Source organism: uncultured Parabacteroides sp. (assembly GCF_902493135.1).
Lineage (GTDB): Bacteria > Bacteroidota > Bacteroidia > Bacteroidales > Tannerellaceae > Parabacteroides.
Map to the genome: position 1 here is coordinate 99,894 of NZ_CABUOD010000010.1, position 24,915 is coordinate 124,808.

General features: G+C 42.2%; 24 protein-coding genes. 6 read left to right on the forward strand and 18 right to left on the reverse strand.

Annotated features, from left to right (window positions below; genetic code table 11):
- Nucleotide 1: 1 nt before the first annotated feature.
- Nucleotides 2-1,534 (forward strand): lipopolysaccharide biosynthesis protein, encoded by a 1,533-nt coding sequence (locus tag RDN79_RS06740; protein ID WP_298552532.1) that lies wholly within the window; start codon nt 2-4, stop codon nt 1,532-1,534.
- On the opposite strand, the gene RDN79_RS06745 is transcribed toward RDN79_RS06740, so the two are convergent.
- From RDN79_RS06745 to RDN79_RS06795, 11 genes are all read right to left on the reverse strand, one after another.
- Complete coding sequence (locus RDN79_RS06745) at nt 1,526-2,563, reverse strand: acyltransferase family protein (protein ID WP_298552534.1); 1,038 nt, start codon at nt 2,561-2,563, stop codon at nt 1,526-1,528. The two genes, RDN79_RS06740 and RDN79_RS06745, sit on opposite strands and share 9 nt — an antisense overlap.
- A gap of 17 nt (nt 2,564-2,580) precedes the next feature.
- Entirely contained in the window at nt 2,581-3,516 is a 936-nt protein-coding gene (locus RDN79_RS06750; RefSeq protein ID WP_298552536.1) for a phosphoribosyltransferase, read from the reverse strand.
- Entirely contained in the window at nt 3,513-4,718 is a 1,206-nt protein-coding gene (locus RDN79_RS06755) for a glycosyltransferase (RefSeq protein ID WP_298552538.1), read from the reverse strand. The genes RDN79_RS06750 and RDN79_RS06755 overlap by 4 nt, the downstream gene beginning before the upstream one ends.
- 7 nt (nt 4,719-4,725) lie before the next feature.
- Nucleotides 4,726-5,850 (reverse strand): glycosyltransferase family 1 protein, encoded by a 1,125-nt coding sequence (locus tag RDN79_RS06760; protein ID WP_298552540.1) that lies wholly within the window; start codon nt 5,848-5,850, stop codon nt 4,726-4,728.
- A 17-nt stretch (nt 5,851-5,867) separates the two neighbouring features.
- Nucleotides 5,868-7,097: a glycosyltransferase family 2 protein gene (locus RDN79_RS06765; protein WP_298552542.1), complete on the reverse strand. Its 1,230-nt coding sequence runs from the start codon at nt 7,095-7,097 to the stop codon at nt 5,868-5,870.
- Between the two features lies 1 nt (nt 7,098).
- Nucleotides 7,099-8,559: an O-antigen ligase gene (locus tag RDN79_RS06770; RefSeq protein ID WP_298552545.1), complete on the reverse strand. Its 1,461-nt coding sequence runs from the start codon at nt 8,557-8,559 to the stop codon at nt 7,099-7,101.
- 2 nt (nt 8,560-8,561) lie between these two features.
- Nucleotides 8,562-10,724 carry a hypothetical protein gene (locus RDN79_RS06775; protein ID WP_298552547.1) on the reverse strand — a complete coding sequence of 721 codons (2,163 nt, stop codon included), beginning with the start codon at nt 10,722-10,724 and terminating at the stop codon, nt 8,562-8,564.
- Complete coding sequence (locus RDN79_RS06780; RefSeq protein ID WP_298552551.1) at nt 10,724-11,518, reverse strand: TolC family protein; 795 nt, start codon at nt 11,516-11,518, stop codon at nt 10,724-10,726. The genes RDN79_RS06775 and RDN79_RS06780 overlap by 1 nt, the downstream gene beginning before the upstream one ends.
- A gap of 18 nt (nt 11,519-11,536) precedes the next feature.
- Entirely contained in the window at nt 11,537-12,703 is a 1,167-nt protein-coding gene (locus RDN79_RS06785) for a sugar transferase (protein ID WP_298552553.1), read from the reverse strand.
- Nucleotides 12,704-12,708: 5 nt separating this feature from the next.
- Complete coding sequence (locus RDN79_RS06790; RefSeq protein WP_298552555.1) at nt 12,709-13,071, reverse strand: PleD family two-component system response regulator; 363 nt, start codon at nt 13,069-13,071, stop codon at nt 12,709-12,711.
- 328 nt (nt 13,072-13,399) lie between these two features.
- A complete protein-coding gene (locus RDN79_RS06795; protein ID WP_298552557.1) occupies nt 13,400-13,852 on the reverse strand; it encodes a YhcH/YjgK/YiaL family protein in 453 nt (150 codons plus the stop codon).
- Between the two features lie 188 nt (nt 13,853-14,040).
- Here RDN79_RS06795 and RDN79_RS06800 point away from each other — a divergent pair, with 188 nt between their 5' ends.
- From RDN79_RS06800 to RDN79_RS06810, 3 genes are read left to right on the forward strand one after another with little or no spacing between them, the layout of a single operon-like run.
- A complete protein-coding gene (locus RDN79_RS06800) occupies nt 14,041-16,251 on the forward strand; it encodes a cation-translocating P-type ATPase (protein ID WP_298552560.1) in 2,211 nt (736 codons plus the stop codon).
- A 21-nt stretch (nt 16,252-16,272) separates the two neighbouring features.
- Entirely contained in the window at nt 16,273-16,479 is a 207-nt protein-coding gene (locus RDN79_RS06805) for a heavy-metal-associated domain-containing protein (RefSeq protein WP_186929001.1), read from the forward strand.
- Nucleotides 16,480-16,483: 4 nt separating this feature from the next.
- Nucleotides 16,484-17,137, forward strand: coding sequence for a hemolysin III family protein (locus RDN79_RS06810; protein WP_298552563.1), 654 nt, complete (start codon nt 16,484-16,486; stop codon nt 17,135-17,137).
- A gap of 275 nt (nt 17,138-17,412) precedes the next feature.
- On the opposite strand, the gene RDN79_RS06815 is transcribed toward RDN79_RS06810, so the two are convergent.
- From RDN79_RS06815 to RDN79_RS06835, 5 genes are all read right to left on the reverse strand, one after another.
- Nucleotides 17,413-17,637 carry a DUF6722 family protein gene (locus RDN79_RS06815; RefSeq protein WP_298552565.1) on the reverse strand — a complete coding sequence of 75 codons (225 nt, stop codon included), beginning with the start codon at nt 17,635-17,637 and terminating at the stop codon, nt 17,413-17,415.
- A gap of 124 nt (nt 17,638-17,761) precedes the next feature.
- On the reverse strand, nt 17,762-19,081 hold the full coding sequence (locus tag RDN79_RS06820; RefSeq protein WP_298552567.1) for a TldD/PmbA family protein: 1,320 nt from the start codon (nt 19,079-19,081) through the stop codon (nt 17,762-17,764).
- A gap of 1 nt (nt 19,082) precedes the next feature.
- Nucleotides 19,083-20,615 carry a TldD/PmbA family protein gene (locus RDN79_RS06825; RefSeq protein WP_298552569.1) on the reverse strand — a complete coding sequence of 511 codons (1,533 nt, stop codon included), beginning with the start codon at nt 20,613-20,615 and terminating at the stop codon, nt 19,083-19,085.
- Nucleotides 20,616-20,651: 36 nt separating this feature from the next.
- On the reverse strand, nt 20,652-21,887 hold the full coding sequence (locus RDN79_RS06830; protein WP_298552571.1) for an anaerobic sulfatase-maturation protein: 1,236 nt from the start codon (nt 21,885-21,887) through the stop codon (nt 20,652-20,654).
- A gap of 72 nt (nt 21,888-21,959) precedes the next feature.
- Nucleotides 21,960-22,973: an N-acetylmuramoyl-L-alanine amidase gene (locus tag RDN79_RS06835; RefSeq protein WP_298552574.1), complete on the reverse strand. Its 1,014-nt coding sequence runs from the start codon at nt 22,971-22,973 to the stop codon at nt 21,960-21,962.
- Nucleotides 22,974-23,442: 469 nt separating this feature from the next.
- Between RDN79_RS06835 and RDN79_RS06840 the strand changes: the two genes are divergently transcribed.
- Both RDN79_RS06840 and RDN79_RS06845 read left to right on the forward strand, forming a co-directional pair.
- Nucleotides 23,443-23,688: a toxin-antitoxin system protein gene (locus tag RDN79_RS06840; RefSeq protein ID WP_298552575.1), complete on the forward strand. Its 246-nt coding sequence runs from the start codon at nt 23,443-23,445 to the stop codon at nt 23,686-23,688.
- A complete protein-coding gene (locus RDN79_RS06845; protein ID WP_298552580.1) occupies nt 23,688-23,963 on the forward strand; it encodes a type II toxin-antitoxin system YafQ family toxin in 276 nt (91 codons plus the stop codon). Before RDN79_RS06840 ends, RDN79_RS06845 begins: the two co-directional genes overlap by 1 nt.
- A gap of 35 nt (nt 23,964-23,998) precedes the next feature.
- Here RDN79_RS06845 and RDN79_RS06850 read toward each other — a convergent pair whose 3' ends face one another.
- Together RDN79_RS06850 and RDN79_RS06855 are read right to left on the reverse strand one after the other, a co-directional pair.
- Nucleotides 23,999-24,559 carry an NUDIX hydrolase gene (locus RDN79_RS06850; RefSeq protein ID WP_298552576.1) on the reverse strand — a complete coding sequence of 187 codons (561 nt, stop codon included), beginning with the start codon at nt 24,557-24,559 and terminating at the stop codon, nt 23,999-24,001.
- 175 nt (nt 24,560-24,734) lie between these two features.
- Nucleotides 24,735-24,915: hypothetical protein (locus RDN79_RS06855; protein ID WP_308573019.1), on the reverse strand; the 181-nt coding region annotated here is incomplete at its 5' end.

Genomic DNA, 24,915 nt, shown 5'->3' on the forward strand with positions numbered 1-24,915 from the left:
TATGTCAGAGTCCCGCGTACGAAAAAGCGTATTAAATGCCCGTGTGAATGTGCTTTTCTATTTTGCCACATTGATTGTTTCATTTTTCTCCAGAAAAGTATTTCTTGATTGTTTAGGTGTGGATTTTGTAGGTTTGACAGGAACGCTCCTTAACTTATTAGGTTTTTTGAATCTTGCAGAATTAGGAATAGGAGCCTCTATCGGTTATGTGTTGTATAAGCCTATTTTCGAAAAACAACAGGCGAAAATAAATGAAATAATCTCTGTGTTAGGATATTTATACCGGTATGTTGGTATTGTCATTGCTGTATCCGGCGTTGTGCTATCTTTCTTTTTACCTTTGATTTTTAAGAAGACTATATTTGAACTGAATGTTATCTATCTGGTATATTATAGTTTCTTGTTATCATCCCTGATTGGTTATTTTATCAATTACAGGCAAACTTTGCTGGGAGCTGATCAGAAAAATTATATTGTAACAATTTATTTCCAAACTGTTGGTTTGATAAAGACGTTAGTACAGATGGCAATTGCTTATTATTGGGGAAACTATTATGCTTGGATATTGATAGAACTGGTATTTGGCATTATTTATTCTATTGTATTAAATTACAAAATAAACAAAGTATATCCTTGGTTGAAGACCGGTGTAGCGATCGGTAAACAAAAATATCCTGAGAATAAAATTATCATAACAAAGGCCAAGCAAATGTTTGTACATTTGTTAGCAGGTACAGGTCGTAATCAATTACTTCCTTTTCTTATTTATGCTTTTGCGTCATTAAAAATTGTGGCATATTATGGTAATTATATGCTAATTATCACCAAAATCAATTTGTTGGTAAACAATTTGTTGGGAAGTACTGGCGCAGGTGTGGGAAATTTAATTGCTGAAGGGGATCATTCTAAGATTCAACGTGTTTATTGGGAGTTGACCTCACTTCGGTTTCTTGTTGCTGGCTTTCTCACTTTTTCTCTTTATCATTTGGTTGATCCTTTTATATCTATTTGGCTGGGGCATGAATATATTCTGAATCAAGTAGTGTTAGTCATTATTATGGGAAATTTTTTTATTAGTCAGTTTCGGGGTACAAATGATCAATTCATTCAAGGATATGGATTATTCCATGATACTTGGGCTCCTCTTGTTACCTTGGCTATCACAATTTTTGTGGCATTAGTTGGAGGATATTTTTGGGGATTGCCAGGGGTGTTAGTGGGAGATATTGCCAGTTCATTGACAATTATCTGTGTCTGGAAATCTTATTTTTTATATAAGGAAGGGTTTCATTTATCTGTTTTTGAATATTGGAAACAAATCTTTAAGTATCTGGGAATATTGGTAGTTTGCTGGTTAGCATCAGATTTTTTGCTATCTATCTTTCCGATAGTTAATCCTTATACAGGTTACATGAATTGGTTTTTATTTGCAATTTGTAGTTCTGCTTTGTTTCTGCTACTTTATGTATGTTCTTTGTATTATTTTTCGAAAGGTATCAGAAATCTATTTCTCCGGGTAAGAAAATTAATTTGATTTTTCGGGCAATTTGCGGGGTAAGGTTCCTAAAAAGAGCATGCTTGAAATTTTCCACTTCTTACACACTTTTTCGACCAAAATAGGACAGAAAGTAGCGATACATCCTGCAAAAATAAATATAAAGAATTCGTTTTGTATGCCTATGCGTGAAAGGATAATACGACCTCCGGATGTACCAAAGCCATGATATAGATAGATTGTATATGCATATTGGGCTAACCAGATAAAAAAACGATTGTTTAGTTTTAAATTGACCAGAAATGAGGAGGAGAGAATACCTATTATGATTGATAAATGAAATTTGGCATAAAACGTTGTAAGGTGTGGATAAAAGAAATTTATTTGTTGCAAACCTATTCCTATAATGAGACTTGCTAAATATATTTTGAGCATTACTGGACTTGATAATTTTTCTCTAAACCTGACAATACCTACACCGGTAAGGAAGAAAGGCGATAAATAGAACGCATTTTTAAACGCAAAATAATTAGGAACAGATCTTGGAATTATACCTGTTAATTCGGAATAACATAATATACATGCAACAATCATAAGAAGACACCATCCGAATATGGTATTCAGATATTTTTTTATATCACAAATGGCAATACCGATAAAAACAAGAAAAAGAGCAGGTAAATACCAGTATATACTATAAGGAAATACATAAATTCTCCATATATCGGATAATGCCATTTTGTTGTTTGTTCCAGGAATAATATATTGAAGCAGGAAATATAAGGAGCCAACAAATATCATTGGAAACAATAGACGTCTGACCTTTTTCCTTAAAAAAATAAATATATTATCTGATTTTACAGGATGTAAAGCATATACCCATCCTGAGATAACAGTAAATAGAGGCATTCTAATATTGACAAAAAGTTCGTATAAATATCTGAAGAACGAATCGTTGGCAACTTTCATTCCTCCTTCCGATGTAGAACCGATGACGTGACCCAGCACAACAAGTAAAATAGCAATTCCACGTAAAGTTTCTATGTGGCAGGATTTTTGTTTTATCATAAGAAGCCTCTATTGAGTTATATTTTTCTGATCAAATTTCTAAGTTTTAAGATTCCATTCCGGATAAAGGGTAATGATTGACCATTTTTTATATTGTACAGTGTAGATTGTGAGTTAAAAATCATTTCAAAATTTTCTGTACATAAAACGGGTTTCCCTGTAATTTTGTTTATTTCAACAGCTTGTGACAGAGAACTTTCTATAAACAATTTATACTGATTGAGTTTATATTCGTTTGCTTTATGTGAGGCATGGCAATTGGCTTTTTGCCTGGCTTCTTTGCTTGGCAGGTCCAACATAACTAATTTATTGTATTTTACCTTGTTGGCTTCTAACCATATTTCTGTTTCCGTCCTGTATTTTTCCAAGCGGGAAGTCACCAATGTCCCAATTTGGGCTCCTGGAATGAACAGGGGTTGCGCATGAAGAACAAAATCTTTATATTGTTCTCCATCGTCATTTTGTTCAGGTAAAGGGTCCACACATAAAACACCGTCTATATCCATACAAGCTTTTTCCAATACGGTATGATTTAAAATATTCCATTGAAAATAACGGGGAAGAGGAACGATATCAAAAGCATAGTCGACCATATTTTCTTTACCGGGGATAGCATAAACGACACAATATTGAATATTAAATTCATTTTTCAGATGCTTGACTTGTTCTTTACATTTTAGCATAGCCGAACCGGACGAGATGCTGTCATCAACGATCAATATCTTTTTGTATTGCCGAGAATCAAAAAATTGCCCTCTTTCTCCTGCTTTGTAAATATGGCCATTGATAAATGAGCCGAGGTCAGTGACTGGTTTATTCAGATAAAGGGCAAGGAGATTTGCCGGGAACATTCCACTTCGAGGAATGCCGACAACCAGGTCTATATCCCTGGGAATGATATATAAACGCTTTAATATGATCTGGTTCAGATCGGAGATGTTTCTATAGTTCATAATTCCTCCTTTTGAAATTGTTCGATAATATTATATATCTTCTGTACGCTATGTCCCCAACTGTGTGTTTCTGCGAAACAGATGCGTTCTTCTTTTTTTATAGGATCGTTTGTTTCTTTCAGAGCCTGGTCCAAGGCTTGGAGGTATTCGTCTTTATTTATCGGAAGATATGTGTGCATCGAAAAAATATCCCGCATGGTATGGGTACTGGTTGCAACAACCGGTTTCCCCATAGCCAAATATTCGTCTATTTTTAATGGATAATTTCCATTTGTAATATCGTTGACCATTTGGGGATTGATACAGACATCGTAGCTATTGATATAAGCCGGCAAAACTTCAACCTGCTTTTTGCCTAAAAAATAGACATTAGGGAGCCGGTGTATCGGATGTTTACTGAACGCTTCGTCTTCGGGACCTGTAAAAACAAAGTTGTATGCAGGTCGTTCTTTTGCAATTTGTAGAAGTAAGTTGCTATCCAAACGGGTACTGTTGACTGTTCCGACATAACCAATTATGGGATGGGGTATGGGCTTTATATCTTCCGGTATCAGCCATTTTTTCCGACCATCGTACAGGGATAGATTGACTCCGGTTTCGATGGAGAAAGTACGACAGTTATATTGACGGAAACGTTCGGCAAAGTGTGTAGAGTTTGCCAAGACAATATCCGATTTGGCGGCCAATAGTGGCTCAAGTCGCGCCCCGTTCTTTTTCCAATAGGATTCCCCAATGACGAAATCTCTACAATAATAGATAGAAAGAGAGGAATTTAGATATTCCTTTAAATATTGACTGCGATAGATATCCGTATCTATCAGATGTATATAATTATTGAAGTTCAATTGAACCGTTATTTGGCGGATGTAGTTTGCTATTTTCCGATTATTGATCTTATTTATCCAATCGAATAGGCGAGTAGTCGGTAATCCTCCTACCGGCAAGATACAAAATGGACAATCCGCAATCCACATTTGTTTGTTAATTTGACGGATGGAAGAGGCTTGTTTCTTTATCACATCCATCCTACGAATCCAGGCTTTATTTTTACTACCTCGTAATCGTGTGGAATAATCCATCGGGGTATTTATATATAAGACACGATTCGTTTTGGAAATCTCCAAAGCCGTGTTTTTGATAGTACTGCCTATTTCGATATCCCAGGGTTGTAAGCTGGTAATAATAAAGTCGCGATTCTGCATGGTGATATTATTTAGATTCGACAGTCGATTGATATAGTTTTAAGAGTTCACGGGCTGTCTGTTCCCATGAAAAACATTTGGCGCGTCCGAGCCCGTAAGCTGATTGTTTTTGATAATATTCTTTATCCCGTTCCAACAAAAGAAGTTGATCTGCTATCGACCGTTCGTCTGTCGGGTCCGTCAGAATAGCGCCTTCTCCTCCGACTTCCGGCATGGATGACGTGTTGGAGGTTATTACCGGGATGCCGCAAGCCATAGCTTCCAGTAAAGGGATGCCGAAACTTTCCCGCAAGGATGTATAGAGGAAAGCAAAAGCCCCATTGTATATGAATGGCAAATCGGTGTTGGGTATGTAACCCGGCAAATGGAGGTAAGGACGGATATCCTCCAAACCTGTTTCTTTTAAAATCTCATCTACATATTCCGGTTTCAGGTCTGCAACCAACAGGGGGCGTTTTTCTTTGGATTGTTGCAGATACAAATGATAGGCTTTCAATGTGCGGGGTGTATTTTTCTTGGGGTCGGTATTCCCTAAGAAGAACAGATAGCCGGTTGACGGTATATATTTTCGTATGACTGCCTTTATGTCATTCAACGGCTGAAAATGATTGCTAAAACCATTATAGATGGCCATGATCTTGTTTTCCGGCAAATGAAGCGTTTCCCGTATCCGGTTGCATTCAAAGTGAGATACGGTGATTATTTTTCGGCATTTAGGCAAAATACGAGGTACAACCAGACGCCTGTAATGCCATCCCATATTTTGATATAGAGATTTGCTGCTGCTTTGTCTATTTTCCAAAAAAATGATGTCATGAAGAGTCAGGATGAAAGGAACCTGAATATATAAAGGTGCCGTATTGCTTGTGCAATGAAGCAAATCCGGTTTGAGTTTATTTATCGCACGTGGCAATGCCCATTGTTCCCAAAGGGGATAGCTGGGACATTTCACTTCGATGATATGTACATTATCCGTTTCTTCCAGACAGTGATCTGTTCCCGGACTTACAAAAATGAAATATTCGTTTTCCTTATCGATCTTCTGTAGTTCGCGTACGGTTTCAAGGACTACGAAATCCATTCCGTGCTTATTCGGGCGGAAAATGCGTTGGGCTTCTATCGCGATTTTCATTTTGTCGGGGTTTTATATTAATTCTTATCGGATGAATGGTCACTATGTACCGTGTGAATAAATTCTTTGCTTGCTCCTCTCAAACGGAAAAGATTGAAGAACATCAAAAGGAATAAAAGCGGCAGGCTGATAATGGCTTTCCGGAAACGATGGTCTACCAGATAATCCGGGATCGCCATGAAAAACGAGACGATCAGTATGAAGGTGATTCCCCACCATTTAAGGGATAAAGTCCAGTCATACCAAGTGGTTACAAACGAAAGTATCACCAGAAAACCGAATAAAATCACCCGTGGAGGCATCATCCATTGTAAGAGTTTGTCACAATAATCCCAGTTTCCCGAAAAAAATGCTCCGGGTAGTTTCCACAGGCCGGAAAACAGATTCGTGAATTGTGTAGCGATCCATCTGCGGCGTTGTTCGTAAAACTGCCCCTTCTTTTCGATTTTTTCATCGTAAGTGTAAACGTCTTCCAGAAATTCGATATAAATATTTTGTGAAAGCAACATGCTTTCGAGTTGCTTATCTACTCCGACATGAGCGGCTTTGTAAATATACTGTCTAAGCCAATCATAATCAAAAGCCATACCGGAGCCTATCAATGCGGAAGAGAACCCCAGACGGGTATGTCCGGAACGGAAAATGGAATTATTGATCTCTTCGCTGACCGCGTCCAGAACGGCCGTATTGGTATTCCTGTTTTTGGCAACCCGGTGTGTTTGGATGGCAAGGCATCCGGAATAATAGGCATCATTCAATTTATTCAGAAAAGACGTGTTCACGATATTGTCCGCATCCATGATTACAACCATATCGCATTTTTCAGTTTTCGTACTCAGGTAATCCATAGCAAGGCGGAGTGCATTCGTTTTGGTACTCTGAGCATAATTTGCTTCCAATACCGTGATGGATGGTAATGCTTTCAGGGTCTGAACTGTTCTTTCCTGCATCTTGTCTGCTATCACGATAACCTCATACAAATAGGACGGGTAATCCTGTTCCAGAAATGAACATACAGAATTAACAATGACGGCATCTTCCTGGTAAGCAGGAAAAAGAACGACAAAGCGGTGCTTTTTCCGGGCGGGAGGATATTTGTTTCTCGTCTTTTTCAAAGAAGCCAATGAAAAAATAAAAATATACAATACAGCTATCAGAAACAAAAGGAATATGATTGCATCTGCATATTCTATCAGTTTGTCTCCGTTGGAGACCCACCATTTGTTTATTTCATATTCAAAATCCATCTTATAATGTATTTATATTGGGTTCTAACTTTGTTTGTTCTGTTAATTCATTATCATACGATTTTCCTAAAACAAGAAAAGTCTGAAATATATACACGATATATCCTGTCGGGTACTGCCAGAAAAAATTATTGCCGTATGCACTAAGCATGATGCCCCATAGACCGCAATTCATGGCTATCAGCATGCCTTTCAATTCCCTGTTTCGTATGCGGAACATGATCAGATAAGCACTGTATGCAATGACAAACAATAAAATGGCGATATGCAGGCATAATCCGACAACTCCAAACTGTACCCAAATACTGACATAGTGCGAGTCTGTTGGTATTTCGGTTGTAAAACGACGAGAAAAACGCCTTCCTTCCATACCAGCCAAACCAACTCCTTCTCCGAATGGTTTATGAACCATATATTCGGCAAGTCGTTTCTGATTGGCTTTCCGAACCAGGTAGGATGCATCTTTTTCCGGATGAAAAGCTGTGCGCATACGATGTATCTGCTTGTTTGAATCCAAAATATGTGTTTGAGCGAAAAAGACATAGATAAAAAGTAAACAGATTGCTCCGCTTACAATATAGCGGGTATTTTTATTGAGAAGAATAAACATTGCTAATCCTCCAAGAGGAACAATCATAGCGCCACGCGTGCCAGACATTATTAATCCATAAGCGGCAAGTAAAGACACGAATCTGTAATAATACCGGAGTCTCTTATTGGAGATATAAAAAGATAAAATCATATAAACGACAACTGCCATTCCCATATTAGAACCAAAATTTCCGGCATCCGAGAAAATAGAAAAATAACGGGTTCCACTTGGCAAGAGATGTGTTTTATAGCTTTCACTTCTTATTAACCAAGCACTTTCACCGGCATCAAATCCTATATAACGTTGAATAAGTGCTTTTGTGATCGCTATCAAGGTAAAGACGGATAACAGGAATAATATTTTTTTGATATCTTGTACTCTATTCAATAGTAGAGAGGTTAATAGTACTAATAGCGTGAAATTATAAAAAGAACTGCGAGTAAATACCCAGGCTTCTACAACTGCGGATGGATTGAACAATTCAAAAAAAACATAGATCATCCATGCAATTGATATGTAAAACAGTTTATTGTTGGCCCTTTGCCAAGGTATTTTTCCTCCACATAAAGCATAAAGGAATATACAGATTAATAGAAAAATAATAAAGATATCCATCAGTACACTACTGTTTTGAACATTTACGTAACGCAGGATACCGATAAAAAAGTAATTCACCGTAAATAACGTTATAAATCCCCAATAAGGTTTATTAAGCACAGTCACAATATAAAAGGTAAGAAAAGGGATTACCACTACTACTGCTGCCATCAGCCATATTTGCCGTAATAACGCATAGGCAAATAATATAAGCCCTATTGCCAATAGGGGATAGGGGCTGAAAGAAGTAGTATTTCCTTTTATTCCTTCCATTTTTATGCTTTATTGGCTGTGATACCGAATTGATTTAGACGGAATACCAGATTCTTCAATCCAGAATAGGGAGGAAGCTGCCCGGTAAAATCTTCTACAAATTCCCGTTCCGTACGATTCAACAGCAAGTAAAGGGGTTTGTCCTTTATCTGTTTTTTGAAATGCTCCAAAAGCAGTGTATCGCTGGTTGTCCATACCCGGCAGGCATCTGCGACTAACAGATTGACTTGTGCTTCCTGTAATAATGCAGTAGAGATAGGATTTTCTCTTAAAGGAGGATATTTGACTATCAGGATATCTGGATTTTCTTCTCCGTATGGTGGTTCGTAAATGTGGAAAATACTATTTGCCTGGGCATATACCATCGATTGCGAATTAAAGTCTTTGTCGTAAGATATGATTTTGACATTGAACCCCAAGTCTTCCCAATATTCCTGTAAATAAGACGCAATAAAACTTTTCCCCTCTTGTTCTCCAAAACTGATCAGATTAATGATCGATGTGCGGCCAAGTTGCAGGAATACGTTCAATTGATTACAGCAGTAAGCGGCGACAACTCTGTTCGATGCTTTTGTAAATCCTCGATATCTTAGATTTATATGCCCGGTAAATGCTGCCAGGACCGGAAGCCCGGTGAGCCGTTTGGCACGATCGGCGTCCCGTAGGGTACGATCCAATAATTCTATCAGCAGATTGAATCCGATAATGAAAAGTATACTACCAAAAAAAGAAGCTATCACCAGTAATGAACGTTTACTTTTGTCACTAAGAATGGGAAATGTCGGTTCGGAAATCAATCTTAACGTTGCAGAAGTTAATTGTATATCCTTTTGTTTCATTTTCGCCATATTCAGTGCATGTAACATCTGCAAGTAGGATTGTTCTAATACTTTAATTTCACGTTGCTGCCTGTCTATCTGAGTCCCGATGGGAGAATAAATCTTGTATTGTTCATCATAGACTTTTCTTCTTTTATCTAAAACATCCAATTCTGCCTTTGCTTTTGTCTTCACAATCGTTTGCCTTAACCATTCATCTACAAGTCCGTTGATGGCAATACCTTCTTTACTTTCTTTGTAACTGTTTATCATGGTTGTCAAAGATGCTATCTTCTGTTCGGCATTTTTTAGTTGTACTTTGTATTCTTGAAGTTCTGTATTTTTAGCCTGCATTTCTTCCGAACTGAATGTTTCGATTTCGGTTATTTTTCCATTGATGGTAGATATTTCATTCAAAGCTTGGATAAAATCATCGTTTGCTTTTACCAGTTTTGTCCGGATATTCATATATTGTTCCATATCTTGAATGACTTTGTCTGCACTTTCGTAAGCTCTTCGGGTTGCTTCGTAGCGGTTTTCAAATTCAGAATATGAGTTGGCTATGGCCTTAGTTTGTTCTGGGTAGTTAATGACGCTGTTTGCTACATTGTAGTTAACTAATTTGTCTTCCAAACTTGATAGTTTTGTCTGTTGCCGATTGAGCTCTTTTTCGTAATAAGCTACGATATCATTGGTGGTTTTATAACGTATGTCTTCATAGGCATCTCGTAATTCGTCATATATGAGTTTGATTGTGTTTAAAGTGATGCCAGGGTCTGTAGTCTGATAAGAAATCTCTATAAGATCGCTGTTGTCCAGCCTCTTTGCGACAAGAGAGGATAGCTTGTTATAACTATAAAACGGTCCGTTGCCATTCAATAATCCATATAAAAAATTTTCAGGATCATTTTTCATGTATTTCATGAAATTATCGATTGTTTTTTCTTCAGAGTTTTTGTCAACCAGTTGCAATAAATCTTCCGGTATAATTTTTATTAGGTCCTGATAATTCTTGGCTCTTATATAAACGTTGTCTTGATCGAGATCGCCGTGGACGAGATTTATAGCGAGTAATTTGATTGCGATATTTTTCTGTATACCTTTTTCCTGAGTCAATTTGACAAGATTATCAAACATATTTTCTACAGATTTCCAGTTGGCCGGCTGTTGGTCACTATTTAAACCGGTATCTGAGACAATACCTGTATAAATAGTCGCTTTTACAGTATAAGTTTTAGGTATGAAGCGGGAAAAATAGATAACTAACCCTGTAATAATAACAGAGCCGAATATCAGTTGATATCTAATCCGGTAAAGAAAACGTATTATATATAATGTGATATTCATTATTCTTCCTGGCTGCTTCTGTTGATAATCTTCACATTCGTAAGCATTTCCAATAATGTGACGGCATTATGCAAGGCGGCACGGCCTTCTTGGTAGGTAATGACTGCACTTGAACGGCGTCCTCTTTCAAGAGAGAGAGCGGTAATATCTATTTTCCCGTTAATGAAATCCTGTTCGGATATTTTCATTTGGGCATTATATAATGCGGCTGCATCAGATTTGGCTTTTAGCGTTGCCAATTGCTGGAGTACATTATTATATGCTTGTAAAATCATCAATTTTCGTTCTTCTATCGACATTTCATATTGAGATTGCAGTTGAGCATATCGTGCTTTCTTTACTTTGTTTTTTTGTTTTCTACTCACCAAGTCGCCGATCGGGATACTGACGGATACCCCTGCATTATATAAATTCTGGTTGTTTCCCACATTACTGATTATGGGATCTCCATCTGTAGAGGAAGTAGAATAGAGATTATTTCGCCCGTATTGATATGTGCCTTGTAACCTTAGGTAGCTAAGCCATTCCCGTTGGGTAATTGTTCTTTCCGCATTAGCCTCGTCCCGTTTCGCTTCGTATATTTTGACCGAAGGATGCTCATAAACGGATTGAAGAAACACTGAAAGGGGAGGCAATTGAACGCGTTCGTAGTCATCCAACATAGCCTGTATGGAGTCGGATTCGGACTTGGCGCCGACTTCTACAACTGTGGCATTGTCCGTATAGCTTTTACGTTTTTGTGCTACACAATGTATGGTGCTGAATATCAATAATAATATAAGTGTTGTTTTCATGTTGTTCCTCCTCGGGATTTAGACATTTTCGTCTTGGATGAAAGCCGTAAAAGTGCGGAAGATGATTTTCATATCCAAACTGAAAGAAAAAGTCCGGGCATATTTAATGTCCAGTTGTTTACGTTCTTCGGGAGATAAGTTGCCTCCGTTCCCTCTCTTTTCCACTTGCCAAAGGCCGGTCAGCCCGGAGGGAGCCATGAAGCGTTCTATGTAATTGTCCGAAGTCAATTGTTCCGCCTCGTAAATGGGTAGAGGCCGGTTGCCAACGACAGACATGTCTCCTTTTAAGATATTGAATAATTGCGGAAGTTCATCGATACTGTATTTCCTCAGAATCCGGCCTATACGGGTGACACGCGGGTCGTTTTCCATTTTAAAGAAAGTATTGGCGCGTTCCGTCGATTTATTTTTTAGATAATCATGCTCTGTCGTGCTAAAATTATCGGAATATAGAAGAGCGCCTGTCAATCGATCATTTGCTAATGGAGTCTGCTGCAGTGCAGCAGAGATAGAAGGGGTTAGCCCTTCTATCTCTACGTTATACTGATTTTGAGCTTTATATTCAGCCAGCCTTTTATCAGCATCGGGATACATGGATCTGAACTTGTAAAAATCGAATATTTTATAGTTGCTTCCTACCCGTTTGGACCTATAGATGACAGGACCTTGGCTTTCCAACTCTATAGCGATAGCGGTGATAATGAAAACAGGAGATAAACAAAGTATGGCTCCTAAAGATGAGACGATATCAAAAGCCCGTTTCCAAAAAGGCAACCGGAAAGAGTATAATCTGTCCGCTTTTTCGTCCTTCTTCTCGCAGATTGCTTTTTTATTTAGGAAGTCTTCGGCAATCGCAAGTAAACGCAGCAATTCTTCTTTTGTTATGTTTTCTGTGATTACGCAGTTGACGCCTGCTTTGATATATGCAATTTTATCTTCTTTATCTAAAGGACCACTGAATAAAATGATATATGCGAACATATAAAGTTGGCGTAATTTCCGAATCGTGTCCAAATCTGCCTTAATGTTATCCCTTTCCAGAAAGACACAACAGTTGACAGTGTTAACATGTACCATTGCCTGGCAAAATTCCGTGAGCGTCGGACATTCTACGACTGTTTGATTCAAGGCTCTCTCCAACCTGCCGGGCAGAGAGGTGTGATTACCAAAAAAGATATATTCCATATCTGTTATTTTACAAGTCTTTTTACCCTAATCCTCAATTCTTCGGGGTTAAAGGGTTTTACGATAAAATCTTCAGCCCCATCTTCTAACAGCTGTATTCTTTTAGCGCTGCTTTCTTCGCTCGATAATACTAAAATAGGGATATGATTAAAAAGATCATTTCCTTTCAAATAACGAACAAATTCTTCCCCACTCATTTCAGGCATATTCAAATCAGAGATTATGCCGTCCGGAATATTACCTTCATCCATCCATGATATGGCTTTTACAGGATTTTCCTTGTAAACCACCTGATAGGAACTGGATAAGTAGATCATAACGATTTTTGCTATTTCCGGTTTATCATCAACAATTAGAATTAATTTCATTTTTGGCTTTTTAGTGTGTACCCTGCGTCAATTATAATCTTCTATTTGATTTTGCAATCTTGGAACCACCGTCATAAAAACACATAACCCCAGCCTAATCTGATTCTTAGGATAGGGTTAGAACGTTTGATTTCATTGGGATGATAACTCCTTATTGCATAAATCTCGATACAAAATTAAAGAAAACTTTTGATTTTCAAAGAAAATTTGGAACATAAATTTCAAAAGAAGTGTGTTTTATACCATGTTATTCGAATTTTCTTTCAATGTATGTCTGGCAGGTCAAGCCTGCCAGAACAGAATGGAGTTTTGACAGCCTCTCCGTTATTTATTCTTCTACTTGTACTTTTACGATCACTTTGCGAATATTTCCTTGCCCGATACCGGGAGCATGTCCGTCTTCCGGGAAATAGATTGCGAATTGTCCCGGATAAATTTTCGTGTAAGCTGTCGGACGGTCTATATAAAAAGTAATGTCTTTCTGCTCGTTGTAGGGAGAGGATTCTTCCTGCAATTCACATCCCGGTTTCCAACCGATCTTTTCGACACCCAACAAAGGCATCTGGATATCGATGTATTTTTTGTGTGTTTCGATAGCGGCATCTTTCTTTTCCTTACCGAAGATACTGGCAACGTTTACATATAAACGGGAACCTTCCAGTTCATACTTACCATCTTCCATTTTAGAGAAGTCCGTCGATTTCAGGTAGTCGAATGCTTTTTTAAATAAAGGATGCAGGCATTCGATTTTTTCAGTGTTGTTCAATGAATCAAGTATCATACGTCTTATTTTTTAATTCGTTCATTCGTTTGATTACCGGACAAAGGTCGCATATTCGAATGTTAAATAATAGCCTCTTTCTGCAAATAATTCTATTAAAATCAAAGAATATTTATTTGGTTCCAAAATAACCGAATAAACCGTATCTTTGTTATACTAATGAAACAAATTTGACATTTGAACGCGATATGAGAGAAACAGAAACAAAGGTATTGCCTGTTCTTGAAATGAGTTGTGCCGTTTGTGCGGCGAACGTGGAGAGTACGGTGCAGGCGTTGCCCGGTGTGGAGAAGGCAAGCGTGAATTTCGCTGCCAATACGTTGACGGTAACTTATAAACCGTCCGTTATCACTTTGGAGGATATGCAAACAGCTGTGCAGGCTGCCGGATATGATCTGATAGTGGAAGCGGAAGACCCTGTAGCCATGCAGGAAGAGATGGCGCGAAAGCATTATAAGATATTGAAGAGGAATACCATAGGAGCATGGGTGCTGTCTATTCCGTTGGCGCTTTTGGGGATGGTGTTCATGCATATGCCGTTTGGGAACTGGATCATGATGGTCTTGGCTTTGGCCATTATGGTCTTTTTCGGACGCTCGTTTTACGTGAACGGTGTACGGCATGCCCTCAAGGGAAAAGCCAATATGGACACATTGGTCGCACTCAGTACCTCGATTGCTTTTCTGTTCAGCCTTTTCAATACCTTATGTCCCGGATTCTGGCTGGAGAAAGGTTTGGAGCCGCATGTTTATTATGAGGCCTCTGGCGTGATCATCGCGTTCGTTTTGTTGGGCAAACTGATGGAAGAGCGGGCAAAGAACAGTACCTCTTCGGCTATAAAAGGATTGATGGGATTGCAACCTAAGACAGCCCGTTTGGTAACGGACGGGAGAGAAGAGGAAGTTCCTATTTCTGCTCTTCAGGTCGGCAATATAGTCAGTGTACGGCCGGGTGAAAAGATTCCGGTGGACGGGACACTTTTGCAGGGGAGTTCTTCGGTGGACGAAAGCATGTTGAGCGGAGAACCGATTCCGGTGGAGAAAAATGCCGGTGATCGGGTGTTGGCCGGAACGATCAACCAGAAGGGCGCCTTCACGATGGAGGCGACAGGTGTCGGGGAGACGACCGTGCTGGCCCAGATCGTGCAGATGGTACAGTCGGCACAGGGAAGTAAGGCTCCCGTTCAGCGGATTGTAGACAAAATAAGTGGCATATTTGTCCCTGTCGTCGTATTGCTTTCGCTTCTCACCTTTGTTTGTTGGCTGGTGATAGGGGGAGGAAACTATTTCTCGTATGCATTGCTGTCTGCCGTCTCGGTTCTGGTGATTGCTTGCCCGTGTGCGTTGGGATTGGCTACGCCGACGGCCTTGATGGTCGGAATGGGAAAAGGAGCCGAACGGCATATCCTGATCAAGGATGCCTTTGCACTGGAAAATCTATGCAAGGTCGATACGGTTGTTTTGGATAAGACCGGGACATTGACGGAAGGTGTGCCGGTTGTCACGGATTCATACTGGATTTCAGATGGCAATACCCGTTATTCGGATATCCTGTACACGGCTGAGCAGAAGTCCGAACATCCACTGGCATCCGCTATTATCCGATGGTTGGAAGATTCCGGGGCAAAGGTCTGTGAGACCGAAAATTTCGAGAGCCTGACGGGACGGGGCGTACGTATCCAGGTCGAAGGAGACACCTACTGGGTGGGGAGCCAGGGATTACTTGAAATTTTCCGGGCCGATGTTCCGGAAAAGGCACGGAAGCAAATCGAAGAATGGCAGGAAGAGGGGCAAAGCGTTGTCTTCTATGGTCAGGATGCCCGTCTGTTAGCTGTCCTGGCGATTTCGGACCGTATCAAGCCGACTTCAGCGGAAGCCGTTAAGGAGCTGAAAAAACAGGGAATAGAAGTACATCTTCTGACAGGCGACGGTGTCCGGACTGCCGAACGGGTTGCCGCAACATTGGGGATCGATTCTTATAAGGCGGAGGTAATGCCGAACGATAAGGAGGATTATATCGTATCTTTACAGCAACAAGGAAAGAAAGTGGCGATGGTCGGCGATGGCATTAACGACTCGCAGGCGCTTGCACGGGCGGATGTCAGTATCGCGATGGGAAAAGGGACCGATATTGCAATGGATGTGGCTATGGTCACGCTTATCACGTCCGACCTGCTGTTGCTGCCCGATGCGATCCGTTTGTCCAAACAAACAGTCCGCCTGATTTATCAGAACTTGTTTTGGGCATTTATATATAATGTGATCGGCATTCCGTTGGCTGCGGGTGTCCTGTTCCCGATAAACGGATTGTTGTTGAATCCGATGCTGGCGAGCGCCGCAATGGCTTTCAGCTCCGTATCGGTGGTACTGAATAGTTTACGATTAAAATTCATGAAATAACAATTTAAAATTAGAATGATTATGGCAACAACAAAATTTAAAACGAATGCGAAGTGTGGCGGATGTGTAGCGGCAATAGGTGCAAAGCTCAATACGGTAATGGCTTCGGATGACTGGTCGATCGATCTGGCCGATCCGAATAAGGTCTTGGAAGTGAAAGTCGATATTGCACCTGCTACTGTGATTGCGGCAGTAAAAGAGGCCGGGTTCAAGGCTGAACAATTATAAGCGGATGATTGCCCGGCAACGACAAACATATGGTGAAGAGGTAGCCAATGTCTTGACACATGGCGCCGGGATGCTCTTTGGTATAACCGCTATCGTCGTTTTGATGATGGCGGCTATTCGAAGCGGTAATCCTTGGGCGGTCGGCAGTTTTGCTGTTTATGCCGTTTGTATGACCCTTTCGTATGTGACCTCTACATTTTACCATGCTTCGACCCACGCACGACAGAAAAGGCTCTTGCGACGATTCGACCACAGTGCGATTTATCTGCATATTGCGGGGACTTATACGCCCTTTACGTTGGTGGCTCTCCGGCAGGAAGGCTATTGGGGCTGGTCACTATTCGCTATCGTCTGGATCGCGGCAGTGGTAGGTGTCTGGCTGAGTTTCCGGAAGATGAGAAAGAAAGACCATCTGAAAACGGTCTGTTATCTGGCTATGGGTTGGGTGGTCGTAATTGCTTTTAAACCCTTGCTGCATGTCTTTCGTGAGACCGGTTCGATGGATGTCCTGTATTGGTTGATCGGAGGAGGGTTGTTTTATACGGCAGGCAGCCTGTTTTTCTTTTTAGACAAATATAAGTATATGCATCCTGTGTGGCATTTCTTCGTATTGGGAGGTAGCATCTGCCATTTTATCTCGATATACCTGTTGGTATAGAGAAAAGAAGGTGTGTCAAAAAGAAAATCCTGCTTACAATAGACACAATTTAGGCACGGATTACACGGATTACACGGAAAGATAATAAATTTATCCGTGTAAATCCGTGAAATCCGTGCCTTAAAGATCGTGATAAAGGAGTTTTGACACACCTCCTTTTTATTAATTACATTCTTCCGGATGCTCTTTTTTATACTTTCGTTCCCGATAGGAAAGAATGGCAATCATAATTAATCCGAAAATAATCATACTGCTAAATAAATATACTGCTTCCATTATTTACCTCCTTTTTCTTTGTAATATTTAAGACCCACAATGACAAAAACAACGGTAGCTGAAATACCCAATATTAAAACTAACAGTTTATCACTTGTTATGTCCAATAACGTACTCAATACAACTCCTGCAAAGACCAATTTGGCAATATCGATAAAGAAATCACCAAGTTTCTCATTGATGATTATCGGAGTTACCGATACTTGTCCCGTTTTACGCTTCATAGTTAATTCGTTTATTGATTAATAGTGATACAAATGTAAGTAATATATCGGAAGAAACAAATAATCAGGAAAAATAAAAGGCGGACTTCGATTTAGCCCGCCTTTTTACGATATGTTTTGTTTCTTATAGCCCGCTAAAATCCACTCCGTCGAATAGTAACGAAGGGACACGCCAACTGGAGAACGTGCGCGGGTCGTTGCCGACCTCGGCTAAGCCCGTCCATAAGGAGATCATGTTGCCTGTCGCGTTCATTTCGGAGATGGGCTGTGTCAGTTTGCCTTTTTCAATCAGGAAACCTTCCACACCGTAGGAGAAGTCCCCGGTCGTACTGTTGCTGTTACCGCCGTTGAAACCCGTTACCAGAATACCTTTATCGACAGAAGCGATCAGGCCATCCGTATCTTTATTTCCCATCTGCATGGTCAGGATAGAAGGAGAGGCGATCGTTTGTTTCATACCCATCTTGTTGGCTGAATAGGTATCGATGTAATAGGTTTTCAGAACGCCGTTTTCAAACACCGGCAAACGTTTTGTCGCTATCCCTTCGCCATCGAAATAACGGGCGCCGGATGCACCCACCATGTGCGGCTCGTCGATGATCGTCAGACGGTCACCCAATACTTTCTGGTCGATTTTATCCAACAGGAACGAGTTCTTCTGCTGGATGGAAGAACCGTACAACGCATCGATTACCGGAGAGAGCAGGCGGGAGGAATTCATATTGTCCACAACCATCTGATATTTGCCTGAGGCGACTTTTTTCTGTCCCAGTTTACGCATTACACGTTCCAGAGCCTTTACCCCCAAACCTTCCTTGACCAGCGTATCGTAGTAAAGAGAAGAATCGAACCAGTAAGATTCCGGGCGGGCATCCCCTTCGCCCTTGATGCTTACACTGGCAACCAGGCTGAAAGAAGAACCGGATGCTTCCCCTTCGAAGCCGTTGCTGGCAACCATATATTTGAAATCCTTTTCGTCGCTGTAGGATGAATTGGCAGAGATGATACGGGCATCTTTCCCCATCATTTCGTTGCAGACGTTCATGGCCAACGCCACTTTATCGTCCGGTTGAATCGAGTCGAACTTCGGATCGATCAGCTTCAGGTCGGTGCCTCCTCCTTTATAATAAAGGGAAGCATCGGGCAACGTACGCGCCTTGTCTTCCGCCAGGAAGCGGGTGGAAGCGATGCCGTTACGGATAAAACCTTCCAGTTCCTTTTTATCCAGGCGGTTGGTAGAGAAGGAACCGAAACGTCCGTCGACATACAAATGGATCACCAAGCTGTTTTCCGATGCCTGTTGCAAACGGTCCATTTTCATGTCGCGTATTTCGAAAGAACTGCTCGATCCGTTATAGATGCTTACACGTGAGGCCTGGCAACCGTTTTTCAGGGCAAATTCCATGGCCCACTGAGCCAGCTTTTTATTTTCGTTTGTTATCATATCAATTTTCTCCTCCTACTGTAAGTTTACTAACTAATGCTGACGGCATACCGCAGGTTACCGGACAGGATTGTCCGTCCTTGCCGCATGTCCAGGTGCCGTTATCCATCTTGTAATTGTTTCCGACCATCGTGATATCGGCCAACGCACGCGGACCGTTACCGATGATATTGATATCCTTGATCGGCTGTGTCAGTTTGCCGTTCTCGATCAGGTAACCGTCTTTCACGAAGAAGGTGAAGTCGCCCGCACCGATCTGTACCTGTCCGTTGGTGAAGCTGGAGGCATAGATGCCTTTCTTCACGGTCGAGATCATCTCTTCTTCCGTCACGTTTCCGGCTTCCATATAGGTAGCACGCATACGCGGGATCGGCATCTGGCGGAATGATTCGCGGCGGCCGTTGCCCGTTGACGGAATGCCGTAGTGCTTGGCGCTGATACGGTCGTGCAGATAGCTGGTCAGTACACCCTCTTTCACGATGTAGGTCTTCTGTCCGGCAATGCCTTCGTCGTCGATATTGACAGAACCGCGGTTGAAAGGAATCGTACCGTCGTCCACCACATTGATATGTTCGTTACAAACCTTCTTGTTCAGCTGGTCGGAGAAGATAGACGTATTCTTGCGGTTGAAGTCGGCTTCGAAAGCATGGCCGATTGCTTCGTGCAACAAGATACCGGACCCTCCGGCACCCATTACGACCGGCATTTCGCCTCCTTTAGGCTTGATGGCTTGGAACAGAATGGAGGTCTTCTCCACCGCCTCCTTGGCCACTTCGGCAATGATATCGTCTGTCAGGAATTCGGCTCCCATACGGAAAGCGCGGGAGGCATACGAATTTTCGATCTTCCCGTTGTCCTCCATGATGCAGACGGCACTCAGCGTCACCATCGGGCGATAGTCGTAGTACATCTGTCCTTCGGAGTTGCAGAACAAGATGTGTGAAGTCGTGTCTCCCAATGAAGCCATCACCTTGTGTACCCGTTTGTCGAGCGCAAAAATCTGGTCGTTCAGTTTCTGAAGATACGGAGTCTTTGCATTTACGGCGAGTTCGTCCCAGGGAGTCTGTACACCGTAATAATTATTCTGGATCGGTTCCTCCGTCAGGCCCGCCGGAGCTTTTCCCGCCGAACCGGTTGCGATACGGGCTGCCGTACGGGCTGCTTTCAGCATCTCGTCGAGAGTCACGTTTTCCACATACGCATAACCGGTCTGGTCACCGGCCAATACGCGTACCCCCATACCGAAATCGATATTGGAAGAAGCGCGGTTTACGGCTCCGTCCTGCAATCCGATGTTATTCCGGTAAGAATGTTCAAAGAAAAGATCGGCATAGTCGCCGCCTTTTTCAAGTGCTGCTGTCAGCACTTTTTTCATGTCGCTTTCACTGACACCAAAATGGTTCTGAGCGAATGAGATGCCGGTAGCCTGATCTGCCCCGTTCCCGGTACAGCTTCCTAAGAATGAAGGAGCCGCTAATGATCCAAGCATAACCATACCTCCTGTTTTAATAAAATCACGTCTGTTGATTTTCATATAATAAATGATGATTTATTTTTTAATTCTTAATTTTTAATTCTTAATTTCTTTCGCCCATTGCATGACATTGGCAGGCGGGCGTTCGGCCAACAATTCTTTTTTCATGAAATCCATGTAAGGAGCCGCATGCTTGAAAAATTTCTTGTAACCTTTACATAGATAGTTCAATCCGGGTTCGCCGTTTGCCGTGTGGAGGAAACGGTTCTTGGGGCATTCGCCGTTGCAGGCAAACAGGTAATCACACTCCTTGCACTGGGTAGGGAGTTTTTCATATTTGTCCGCCCCGAACTTCAGTTGGCGCTGGCTGTACATCATCTCGGTAAGCGTTTGGGCATGGATGTTCCCCAACTTATATTCCGGGAATACAAAGTGGTCGCAGGCATATACATCGCCATTGAACTCCATCACTCCGGCATGTCCGCAAGTGCGTGCCAGCGTACAGACGCCCGGTTGCTCGCCGACCCAGTTTGCCAGCGTGGAGTCGAAAAGCTGGATATAATAATTCCCGACATCCTCTTTCAGCCATTCGTCGAAGACCGCGCAAAGGAAATCTCCCCATTTTCCGGCATCGACCGTAAAAGGGGCCAGCTTGATATTGGCATCCTGCTGTTCCGGCGAGGTGAGCAATGTTCCGTCCTGATGGAATCCGAGGCGTTCCACAATCGGGGTGAACTGGATGTAGTGGCAATCTATTTCCTTGAAAAAGTGATAGAATTCCAGCGGATAATCCACGTTGTAGTCATTGACGACTGCCATCGCGTTATATTCCACGCCATGCTTTTTCATCAGCTCGATTCCTTTCATCACTTTATAGAAGGAGGGAAGTCCCTGTTTGTTGCGGCGATATTCGTCATGAAACTCCTGCGGGCCGTCTATCGAGACTCCTACAAGGAAGTTGTTCTCCTTGAAGAAACGGCACCAGTCGTCGTTCAGCAGCGTCCCGTTTGTCTGGATACAGTTGTCGATCTGGCGTCCTCGGCCGTACTTACGTTGCAATTCCAGCGCTTTCTTGTAGAAACTGATCGGACGCATCAGCGTTTCACCCCCGTGCCAGGTAAAGAGAACCTGCGGCATCGTCTGGCATTCCAGATACTCCTTGATGAATTTTTCCAGTAACTGTTCGCTCATGATATGATTCTTCACCTCCGGATAAAGTTTCCCTTTCTCAAGGTAATAGCAGTATTCGCACGCCAGGTTGCAAACCGAACCGACGGGCTTCAACATGACATATACGGGTTTCGCGAACGGGGATATATATGGAGTACTCATGATATGCTTAAAACGATGTTCTATTTAGTTTCACATGCAAAAGTAGTCTTTTTAACGGATGAATGTTGTTTTTTACCGTGTTTTTTTCCTGTATCGGTTGTAATCGGTGACAAATCCTTCGCAAAGCCAGTTTGCGAGTGCCTGACGGTTATCGCTCAGGATGATTCGCTGTTGGTCGAAACTGTTCTGGATATTGCCTAACTCGACGAAAACGGAGGCCGGTGTCGTATGCCTCAACACGTAGAGGTTCCGTCCGTCCACCGTCCCTGTAAATCCACGTCCCGGCTGGTGCTTTTTATACTTATGGGTGAAAGTCGTCCGCATGGTTTTCGCCAGATGCTTGCTTTCGGAGTTCTTGTCCTGGTGGTAGAAAAAGACATCGGTCTGGCGGCCCTTGTTCCGGCTGTCCACATGCACGAAGATAGCCCGTTTGTAGGCGTGTTTATCCTGCTTGAACAGCGTGTTTATCTTGTCACTCCGTTGTTTCAGGCGGCGAACCTGGTTGAAAGGGATCGGACTGCCCATGCAGGTCTCCCGTTTGCTGTTCTTCAGGTATTTGTCGTTCCGTATTCCGTCTTTGGCATCCTGGATGATAATGTGGACTTTGGCTCCTTTCATCATCAGGTTGCGTGCCAGGCGAAGCACGATGTCGTAGGCATATTCGTCTTCGTGCAACTCGATTTTGCCAATCCGCCCGATTGCTCCGGGATCAGGGCCTCCATGCCCGCTGACCAGGTAGAAACAGGCGCCTTTCAGTTCGGACGATGTCACTTTATAGGAGGCCAGTTCTTTGCCGAACAACGGCTCATAGTTCGCCCGTTTGGCGGCGGCTGCGACAGCTTCTTTTCCCTGCAAGGGGGGAAGCGTATATTTGACTCCCATCCGAAGGGCGTTCCCTTTGCCTAATTTGTTTTTGTTCAGCTCGATGAACTGCTTCTGATAAGCGGCGCCTGTACGGTTGTGGCGTTTGAGGAACAGGGTGACGCCTTCCCCTTTCTTGGGAAATGCTTTCTCCTGGGCCTGTAACCGGTTGGCGCAAAGTATGGTAAAGAATAACGCGAATATGATACTAAGTTTGAACTTCATTGGTGATATGTTGCTAATGCGAACAAAAATAATGCTTTTTCGGGATTGTGCAATACATCGGTATGCAGAATCAAAAAAATATGACAATATCCCCCCTGGAAAACGTGGTTTTGGCGCCTGTTGAGAATCAGCGTTATAGCATGTGTAAGATTATTAAAAAATATTACCCTTGCGGGAAAATCGATTTTCACGGGTATGAAAATCGATTCTCATGCTTATGTGTTTCGATTTGGACGAATGGGGATTTTTTGGAAAATGAACAATAAGGGTTTGAACCGACCATTCATTTTTTTGCACAAAAGCTTTTTGATGCATTCTTTTTATGGTTCATTTTCTTGGGGGGAAAAGAAAAATTACCACCCATCTGGTGCTTTATTACCATCAAAGTAGAATGAACGAAGTACGTTAAAAGTTTGTTTTTCGTGTGCAAGTATATTACTTTTGTAATACGATATAATAGAACAACAATATGGATACAGTGATAAGAAAACAAACTTCGTTTCGTCTGCGTGAAGACTTGTTGCAACTTTTGCAGGAGCACGCTAAAAAAGCGAACAGAAGCTTGAATAATTTTGTAGAGAGCACTTTAATGGACGCTATGTACACCGAACCAAATGAGGAAACGATTGCAGCCATAAAGGAGGCACGTGCAGGTAAATTTGCCGGTACAATAAACACGAGCAGCATGGATGCCTTCATAAAGTCCTGTGAATGATGAAAACATTGCGTTATTCAACACAATATAAAAAGGACTTCAAAAAGTATCGGAACGACCCCATCAAGCTGGCAAAGTTGTTAGAGGTGTTTCGAATGCTGGAGAATGAAATTGAATTGCCGGACGGGTATAGAGCCCACATGTTGAAAGGCGAATATAGGGGTTGTATGGAATGTCACATAGAGGGAGATTTTCTTCTTATCTGGATTGACGGAAATATAATTGATGTGCTTAGAATCGGCAGCCATTCTGAATTGTTCGGTAAAAAAAAATAACTTGATTCTGGAATGATGTTGCCGATTCGGTATTCTCAAATCAAATGATTCATCGCCATGTATTTCCAAAGCGGGGCGGCATGGAGCGCTTGTTTGATTTGGTCGTTCAGGAGTAATTCTTTTACTTCGTCGAGAGTCAGGAGATGGACGCTCAGGTCTTCCGTGTCTTCCAGATGTTGTGCCATGACCGGTTCTACATCTGTGGCGAGATAGCAGTACGTCAGGTTGGTATGGGTGCTCGGATTGACGCCCACCACCATCAGTTCGCTCCAGTTCCCGTTGCCATAGCCGGTCTCTTCGAGCAATTCCCGCTGGGCGGAGACGAGCGGGGAGGCGTCTTCTTTTTCGCAGACACCGGCGCAAAGTTCGTAGGACGTGATACCCAGTCCATGACGGTATTGGCTGACAAATACGAATTTCTGCTCTTTGGTGATTGCGATCACGTTGATCCATTCCGGATATTCGAATATATAATATTCGGGAATCCTGTTTCCGTTCGGCAGTTCCACCTCTTCCCGGCGTACGGTAAACCAGGGTTGGCGGGATAGATATTCACTTTTCAGTACTTTCCAGTTTTTGTTTTTCGGAGTTTCCATATTTGTAATTTGTTAATGTTACTTTTCCCTTGATGGAAAAGTAACCAAAAGATCAAGGCTGAACCGTCCGGCCTACTCCGGGCAAAGGTTCCGCTGTCGCCTGCGAAACTCGCTTCGCTCAGACAGCGCAGGCTCCGGACGCTTCACCTTTGTCCTCCGCTTGACGCCCGTCCGCTTAGGCCTTTCCAAGAAAGCTCCGCTTTCTCTTGGGATGGCCGATACCGCCTGCTATATAGGTGTCGGTATCGGCCATCCCCCAAGAGCCGTCAGGCTCTACCTCCGGCCTAAGCTGGTGAGCGTTAAGCGCAGAGACCGCAGTGAGCGTCCGGAGCGTCTGCTGTTTGAGCGAAGCGAGT